7 protein-coding genes and 1 pseudogene are annotated in these 7,996 nt (G+C 53.3%); 1 reads left to right on the forward strand and 7 read right to left on the reverse strand.

Translation table 11 applies throughout. The features are described 5' to 3' along the window. Window positions 1–155: 155 nt before the first annotated feature. From IFT53_RS23370 to IFT53_RS23395, 6 genes are all read right to left on the reverse strand, one after another. Complete coding sequence (locus tag IFT53_RS23370; RefSeq protein WP_192068421.1) at window positions 156–986, reverse strand: carbohydrate ABC transporter permease; 831 nt, start codon at window positions 984–986, stop codon at window positions 156–158. Then, the gene (locus IFT53_RS23375; RefSeq protein WP_192068430.1) at window positions 983–1,861 is read right to left on the reverse strand and encodes a carbohydrate ABC transporter permease; all 879 of its coding nucleotides are present in this window, start codon (window positions 1,859–1,861) and stop codon (window positions 983–985) included. Before IFT53_RS23375 ends, IFT53_RS23370 begins: the two co-directional genes overlap by 4 nt. 62 nt (window positions 1,862–1,923) lie before the next feature. Further along, a complete protein-coding gene (locus tag IFT53_RS23380; RefSeq protein WP_192068423.1) occupies window positions 1,924–3,192 on the reverse strand; it encodes an extracellular solute-binding protein in 1,269 nt (422 codons plus the stop codon). A gap of 70 nt (window positions 3,193–3,262) precedes the next feature. Further along, a complete protein-coding gene (locus IFT53_RS23385; RefSeq protein ID WP_192068425.1) occupies window positions 3,263–4,336 on the reverse strand; it encodes an ABC transporter ATP-binding protein in 1,074 nt (357 codons plus the stop codon). Between the two features lie 10 nt (window positions 4,337–4,346). After that, window positions 4,347–5,858 (reverse strand): arabinosylfuranosidase ArfA, encoded by a 1,512-nt coding sequence (arfA, locus tag IFT53_RS23390; RefSeq protein WP_192068426.1) that lies wholly within the window; start codon window positions 5,856–5,858, stop codon window positions 4,347–4,349. Between the two features lie 135 nt (window positions 5,859–5,993). Then, window positions 5,994–6,926, reverse strand: coding sequence for an ArsR/SmtB family transcription factor (locus IFT53_RS23395; protein WP_192068428.1), 933 nt, complete (start codon window positions 6,924–6,926; stop codon window positions 5,994–5,996). Window positions 6,927–7,242: 316 nt separating this feature from the next. Between IFT53_RS23395 and IFT53_RS23400 the strand changes: the two are divergent. Then, window positions 7,243–7,646, forward strand: a pseudogene (locus IFT53_RS23400) (transposase); the annotation flags it as partial. On the opposite strand, the gene IFT53_RS23405 reads toward IFT53_RS23400, so the two are convergent. Continuing rightward, on the reverse strand, window positions 7,644–7,793 hold the full coding sequence (locus IFT53_RS23405; RefSeq protein WP_192068431.1) for a hypothetical protein: 150 nt from the start codon (window positions 7,791–7,793) through the stop codon (window positions 7,644–7,646). The pseudogene IFT53_RS23400 and the gene IFT53_RS23405 sit on opposite strands and share 3 nt — an antisense overlap. Between the last annotated feature and the right edge of the window lie 203 nt (window positions 7,794–7,996).

Below are 7,996 nucleotides of genomic sequence, written 5' to 3' on the forward strand. Positions count from 1 at the left end.
GAACGACCTGCTGTTCTGCCTCTGTGGCGATGTGTCTGTTAAGAAGACCTTGGGACACGATAAGGATAGCCAGAACTGCAAAAGCCGAGACCAGTCTTATCGTGAAGTCAAACCGCCTCAAAGTTACTACTTCCGCGCACACAAAGATTAAAACGTTACCCCTTCACGCCAGACGAAATCATTACCGCTTCTGTCACTTTCTTCTGAAAGATCAAGTAGGCGACTGCCACCGGCATTGCACCAAGCAGCGCAACCGACATTAGGCGAGCATAGAACACGCCGAAAGCATCATTGACTTGGGTGATCCCCACGGGGATTGTCATCATATCCTCACTCGTCACAGCCAGGAACGGCCAGAGAAACTGGTTCCAGGCCATTATGAATGTGATGATGGCCAGTGCAGTGGTAATGCCCCAGTTAAGCGGCAGATAGATCTTGAAAAGCAGAGTGTAGTCGCCGCCGCCATCCAGCACAACCGCTTCGCGCATCTCTTTCGGCACCGCATCGAAGAACTGCTTGTAAACGATGATCACCACTGGCACGACGAGTTGTGGCAAAATGATGCCAGCCCACGTGTTTATGAGGCCAAGATCGTTCATCAGGATAAATTGCGTTACCACGAGCGCCTGTGACGGGACCATGAAGCTGGCGAGGACCACACCATAGAGAATTCGTCGTCCGGGAAAGCGCAACTGAGAAATGGCATAAGCGCACATCATGCCGGAGACGATCACCGTCATCGTGATGATCACAGCCGTCCCAATCGAGTTTATGTACCAGGTGACGATATTGGTATTCCACAGGATGTCGATATAGGAGGCAAGATTGAATTCGTCGGGAATGATGCCAGCTTCGCTCGAAACCACCCGTTCCTCAGAGCGGATGGAGGTTATGAATGCCCAGTAGAGCGGAAATATCCAAAGAGAGGCCGCTAGAAATGTGCCGAGTGTGAGAACCCAGTTTTCGACTCGTCTTAAAGATCTCATCGACGTCCTCCTATACGCACGAGTTGATACTGCAGCACTGAAAAAGTCGCGATGAGCGCAAATAGAACCAGTGCAATGGCGGAAGCGTAGCCACCATGATTGAGCTGAAATGCTTCACGGTAAACCATCAAGAGCAAAACATAGGACGAGTTGAATGGCCCGCCACTGCTGAGAAGATAGATCTGGTCGAATATCTTTAGCTGCAGGATCAACTGAAGCGTCAAAACCAATCCGGTTACAGGCCATAAAAGCGGCCATGTGATTTTGGTAAATAACTGCATACGCGTTGCACCATCCAGTGACGCCGCCTCATAATAATCCCTGGGAATGTTGCGCAGTCCGGCAATGAAAAGAAGGACATTGAAACCGTTGGTCCACCAGATCGTGACAGCGGCGACCGTCGGCATGACCCAATAGGGATTTTTAAAAACCGGAACGGGCTTGCCCGTGAAAAAGGTGAAGACTGGCTGAAGAACCCCGAACTGGAAGTCGAGCATCCACATCCATATCTGTGTTACCACGGACACCGGCAGGATATAGGGCAGGAAGAAGATCGCCAACGCAAGAGACTGGAGGGGGCCCTTCAAACGTGTCACAAGCAGGGCTATGGTCATGGCAAGCGCTGTGGTTGGCACAACCGTCAGCAAAATGAAGTAGCCATTGTTCTTCAGTGACGTCAGAAAAAGCTTGTCTGAGAGTAGCCGTTTGAAGTTTTCGAACCCGACCCATTGTCCGGGACCGATCAGCGGCGCATCCGTCAAGCTCAGCATCACGAGCCTTATCGTCGGGTAAAGAAAAACCAATACGAAAGTTAAAACGAATGGCGCAACCAGCGAGGCGGCTACCACCATCTCCTTGCGCCTGTTTGTCAGCATAGCCAAGACGAAACCCTCACCATTTCAGGAACAGCCGCGCGCGAACGCGCGGCTTGCGTTTGTTACTTCAAGCGATCCTGTAGATCCTGTTTCACTTGCTCAGCGGCCTGCATGGGTTCCGCATATCCGTGGATTGCTGGCGCGATGACGTTGACCGACGCATCATAGACAGGCGATGCAACACCAGCGATCGGCGAACGCGGATCATACGACGCTGAATTTGCGAGGGAGGAATAGGTAGCGTTCGGCTCCATCTTCTTGAAGTCGTCGCTCTCGATCACATTCTTGAAGGCGGGGATATGGCCTGCACTTGCCCATGAGAGCGAATTCTTCTCCATCCAGCCGATCACAGTCATGACAGCTTTGCGCTTTTTCGGCGACATCGTGTTGTTGGCGGGAATTGCGAAGGCATGCGAGTCCGCCCACGTTGTCTGCGTCCCCATAAGGTTGGGAACCTGCACTGCACCCCACGAATATCCCAGCGAACCCTTCTTCTCGAGATCGATCATTGTCGGCACTTCCCAGACGCCGCCCAGCATGAAGGCGGATTTCCCGGAAGTGAACAAGGCGACTGCGGCCTTGGACTCAGCCTGTTCAGGTTGCCAACCCTTGTTTCGCCAATTGGTCATGACTTCAATCGCCTTGGCGGCTTTCTCAAGGTTGTCACCTGCCAGAACTTCTTTTCCGGAGATCAACTCGCCACCCTGTTGACGCAGCAATGTGTAGAAGACGCGATAGGTACCTGCGGCGGTGGCCGTCGGGTAGGTGACTGGAGCCGTAGCGCCCTTTTCCTTTGCGTAGGCGAGAGCTTCCTCGAAATCCGAAAGGTTGTTGATTGCGGTCAGCTTACCGTCAGCGCCAAGAAACCTCGATCCTTCAAGAAAGGACTTGTTGTAGTAAAGCACAATAGAATGAATATCGAATGGTACGGCGAAGAGCTTGCCATCCTCCGAGCTTGCAGCCTTTATCGATGCCGGGAAAAAGCTTTCCTTCGTGACGTCGGCGTTTTTCAGATCTTCATCTGTAATCTCGCCAAGCACACCTTCGGTCAGGCCCAGCGGAAGGCGTGACAAGGCATACGTCATCACGTCAGGCCCCTGCCCTACCGCCACTGCAGTACGCACCTTGGTATAGAACGGAATACCCCATTCGAGCGTCGTGCTCGTAATCTTGATATCGGGATGTTCCTCATTGAACCGTGCGATCAATGCCTTCATTCGAGCGCCATCGCCACCGGCGAGAAAGTCCCACCAGGTGATATTCTCTTGAGCCAGTGCGGGGATCGCCATCAGCGACATAGCTGCGGCTGCCAATAGTCTTTTAATGCGCATGAAAATTCCTCCATCCAGATAAGCCACACATCTCCCGTCGGTGGCGGTTTATAACAAAGTCCAAAATGGGTCAGCGCATGCGCTGACCGTCTTCCGTAAACACAAGGACATCACCCGGATCCGCGCCAAGCGTCAGCGACAGGTCACCATCAAGCCGTTCCGCCCGTCCTCGCGTTTCCACAACGACTGCGCGTCCATCGCTCAAACGAGTATGCAGATAGGATACGCCGCCGAGGTCTTCTTCCATCTCGACCGTCACCGCAAAACCGCCTTCAATAGGCCGAAGATGTTCGGGACGTAGCCCGATCTTGACGGCGGTACCATCAGCGATGTTGCTGGACACCTTCGCCAGAACCTCGTTGCTGATCCCTTCCAGACCGATGCGTATCGTCTCACCCTGTCTGCCAAGAACCCGGCCCGGGAGAAAATTCATCGCGGGTGATCCGATAAAACCTCCAACGAAATGGTTATTGGGATTATCATAAAGTTCCAGAGGTTTGCCGGTCTGCTGGACGACACCGCCCTTGAGCACGAAAATACGATCCGCAAGCGTCATCGCTTCCACCTGATCATGGGTGACGTATATCATCGTCGCACCGATCTGCTTATGAAGCTTGGCGAGTTCCAGTCGCATTTGTACACGTAGTTCCGCATCAAGGTTCGAGAGCGGCTCATCAAACAGGAAGACTTTGGGCTTGCGGACGATTGCACGGCCAATAGCCACACGCTGACGCTGGCCACCCGAAAGTTCCGACGGCCGCTTTTTCAGATGGTCTTCGAGATGAAGGATACGTGCCGCCTCATTGACCATCTCGTCGATTTCCGACTTCGAGGTCTTTTTGAGTTTCAGCGAGAAAGCCATATTCTCGTATACCGTGAGGTGCGGATACAATGCGTAGGACTGGAACACCATAGCGACTTCTCGCTTGGCAGGTTCAACATCCGTGACGTCGCGACCCTCTATGGAGATCGAGCCAGACGTCGTGTCCTCCAGTCCAGCAATCATCCGCAGCAGTGTCGACTTTCCGCAACCGGACGGTCCAACGAAAACCGCGAAAGCCCCGGTGGGTATCTCCATACTCACATCATTGATGATTCCAACTGTGCCAAACCGCTTACTGACATTTTGAAGACTGATACCCATTGCCGCCTCCTCAAGCGATGTTAAGACGGAACACGTGATAGGAAAGTGGCGCGATCGAGCCCTTCAGATTTCCATCTTCGACGCCAACCCCGGACCCGGACTTCGGTGCCACGTGATCAGGACGATCAGGACCATTCGTGTCGTTCAGGTCATGGCCCTCCATCGCATGGTGCTCCACCAAGGTGGCAGCCGCAAACCCTGTAAGGCTGACGTCAAGGTCTGCATGCTCTGTCAGGTGCCTGTTGACAACGAAAAGCGTCAACATGCCTTCATCGCGGTTACGCACGGCTGCAACGTCAATATAGGGCACGTCGTCGGCGACATGGCAGTCATAGGTAGGCGCATCGACCGCAACGTTGAGAGCCTCTCCCCTTCCAAAGATTGATGCAAAACGGTAGGGATGATAGATGGTCTGACGCCAGGCGGGACCATTACGCTCGGCCCTGATTGGTGCGATCACGTTGACGAGTTGGGCAATGCAGGCGATGCGCACGCGGTCGGAGCGGCGGATGAACTCGTTCAAAAGGCCAGCGACGAACAGAGCATCCTCGAAATTATAAGTCTCCTCGAGCAACTCCGGCGCCTCTGGCCAGTCCCAGCTCTTCCAACGGCGTCTGTCGTCTTCCCGGATGTGATACCAGACATTCCATTCGTCAAAGCATATATGAACGTCGTTCTTGGCGCGCTTTTTCGCTTTAACATAGTCAATCGTACCTGCGATCGTCTGGATGTATCGCCCCGTCTCGACGACCTTACCGAAGTAGTTGAGTGTGTCTTTGCTGGAATTGCCAAAATATTTATGCAGCGAGATGTAATCGACGTTCTCGTAGCACTCCTCGAGAACCTCGCGCTCCCATTCGGGATAAGTCGCCATCTCGTCGTTTGAACTGCCGCAGACAATCGCCTCGATGGTAGGATCGAAGCCCTTGAACGCTTTGGCCGTTTCATTGGCAAGGCGACCGTATTCGGTCGCGACCTTGTGACCGATCTGCCAAGGGCCATCCATCTCGTTGCCGAGACACCACATCTTGACATCGTATCCCTCGTTTCGTCCGTGCGATCGGCGCAGGTCGCTCCATGCTGTATCGCTTGGGAAGTTCACATATTCCAGAAAATTTCGCGCATCCTCAAGGCCACGCGAGCCGAGATTGACCGCCAACATCATCTCGATGCCAGCCTTCTCGGACCAGTCAGCGAATTCATTGATGCCGATCTGGTTTGATTCCTTCGAACGCCAAGCGAGATCAAGGCGAACAGGGCGATCTTCACGCGGACCAATACCGTCCTCCCAGCGATACGCGGATACGAAATTTCCGCCGGGGTAGCGAATTGCAGGAATCTTCAAATCCTGGACGAATTTCAAAACATCTTTTCGAAAACCCTGAGCATCGGCTTCTGGGTGACCCGGTTCGTAGATGCCACTATAGATCGCGCGACCCATGTGTTCGATGAACGCCGAGTAAAGCCTCTCATCGATGTCACTGATCTTGAAGTCGCGATGGACCGCGATACGAGCCTTCATGGATACCTCCTCCAAAGCAATCACATTATACGATATAGATCGTAATTTCAGATATACATCGGCTGAGGCGATCGAATTGTCAATGGGGCTTGTGTGCTGCGGCGCACGCTCAGCCTAAATCGGCCATAGGTCCCGTTAGCTTTTCTTCGTTCGCAAACGCAACAGGATGTCCTGATCATAGTTTCCGAAGCCCCGGCCAAAAATGTTGATCCCGCCTGGATGTTTGCCGTCGGCCTTGACTTCGACGCGCAGTCGTATCGACCGCCGTTCATCTAAGCCGAGATCGCTTGCCTTTATTCCGGAGATCTTGTGGCCATCGACGAATGTCCCACCCGGACCCACGGACCAGGTCTTTAGCATTCCATACTGGGAGCCCTTCAGTTTCCACCAGGCTGGCGTGTAAGTGCCACGACGGTCACCAAAATCTCCTGGAGACGTCCAGACACCAAGCTCAATTCCGTTGATTGACAGCACTATATCCGAAGGCCAGTCGGCCATGGTCCCGGGCACTTCCGAACTCACTTCCATGACGACATCAATGGATTCTACCTGTTCCCCGCGCAGCATGGCGTTATTGGGGAACTGGTATTCAACGAATCCGCTAGTAAACCATAGCAGACTGGTTTTCATTCGCTCTGGATCAACATAGGTGTCCGGCACGTCCAACAACCCAATGATACCGTCTGTCGAGCAGATTCCACATGGCGCGGTCACGGCATTGTTCGTATAAAGTCCCAGAGGCATCGATACTTCGATAAAGTCGTCGGTTATAGCTTCAGGAGTTGGATGAAGCGTGACAATCAGCTCATCATAGACCGCGTAGCAAACTTTTTGATTGCCTCTCTTTGCGCGGCGCGACTCAGTTTTGACAAGACCCGCGTTTTCCAACACCTTGAGGTGTGAAGAGACTGAGGACTGAGGAAGTTTCGCAGTCTCCGCCAGATCATTTACATTTATGCCTGGGCGGTCCGAAATAGCTTGGAGCAACTGGATACGGTGTATCGAAAAAATCCCTTTGAGGGCTGCGAGATCCTTCCGAGGATCGATTACCAAAAATTTTGAACTCATTGCACCATCCCAATCGGTTTAGTGATCTATATCCGAATTTTGGATGGTTTTACAAATGCATTGTGTTGGTTTCACCACGCCTTGGCTGCGCCCTGCAACCCGAAATTACGTGTCCGTAAATTGCTGATAAAGCCTTGTGAGAAATTGCTGCGATGGCCTTGAGTTTGTGGGCGGGAGGCGGCCCTGATCGCCGCAATGCCGGTCTCGATCTCCTAAAAGACAAAAGTACGCTGAGAACTGGTTCGGGAAATTAAACAGCGGGGATAAGTAGAATTTCTGCCTGACTTCGGCTTAGATGCCGGGAACAGGAGATACCATGACGAGACGACCGCGCCGGAACCACAGCCCGGCTTTCAAGGCAAAAGTGGCGCTCGCCGCCATCCGGGGCGAGCAGACGCTGGTGGAATTGTCCCAGCAGTTCGACGTGCATGCCAACCAGATCAAACAGTGGAAAGGTCAGCTCCTTGAGGGGGCGACAGGCGTTTCCGGCGATGAAGCGAAGACGGAGCCGGCGGGCCCAACTGTGGACATCAAAACGCTTCACGCCAAGATTGGCGAACTGACACTGGAGAACGATTATTTATCCGGTGCGCTCGGCAAGGCGGGATTGCTGGGCGGAAAGAAATGATCGACCGCCAGCATAAACTATCCGTCGTACGCCAGGCCAAGCTTCTCGGCTTCAGCCGTGGCAGTGTCTATTATCTGCCTCGTCCAGTATCAACGAGGCGGGCACATCGTACAGCCGGCAAGTCTGCTAACCGGGTTATCGTCGAGCAGTGCCAAGGTCACCAACAACAAGCTTTCGTTCGTGACGATGCGTTTGGCGGACGCGGCAAGCTTGACCGGGCGACCGACTGCGTCGACCATTATGATTTCCGCGTACGCTCGGTCCGTTTTGGCAAGCCACGATGCAAGGGCCGGAATTAATAACATCCCGAGATAGACCAACGCTGTGCGCATCCGCGGTCTCATACTCACCACGTGTATTTAACCCCATGTATGCTCGCTATCACCGGCATACTGCCAGCAGTATGTTGACATACTCCCCCCAGTATGAGAGTTCAGCTCAA

The organism is Rhizobium sp. CFBP 13644, assembly GCF_014842165.1.
GTDB lineage: Bacteria > Pseudomonadota > Alphaproteobacteria > Rhizobiales > Rhizobiaceae > Agrobacterium > Agrobacterium tumefaciens_C.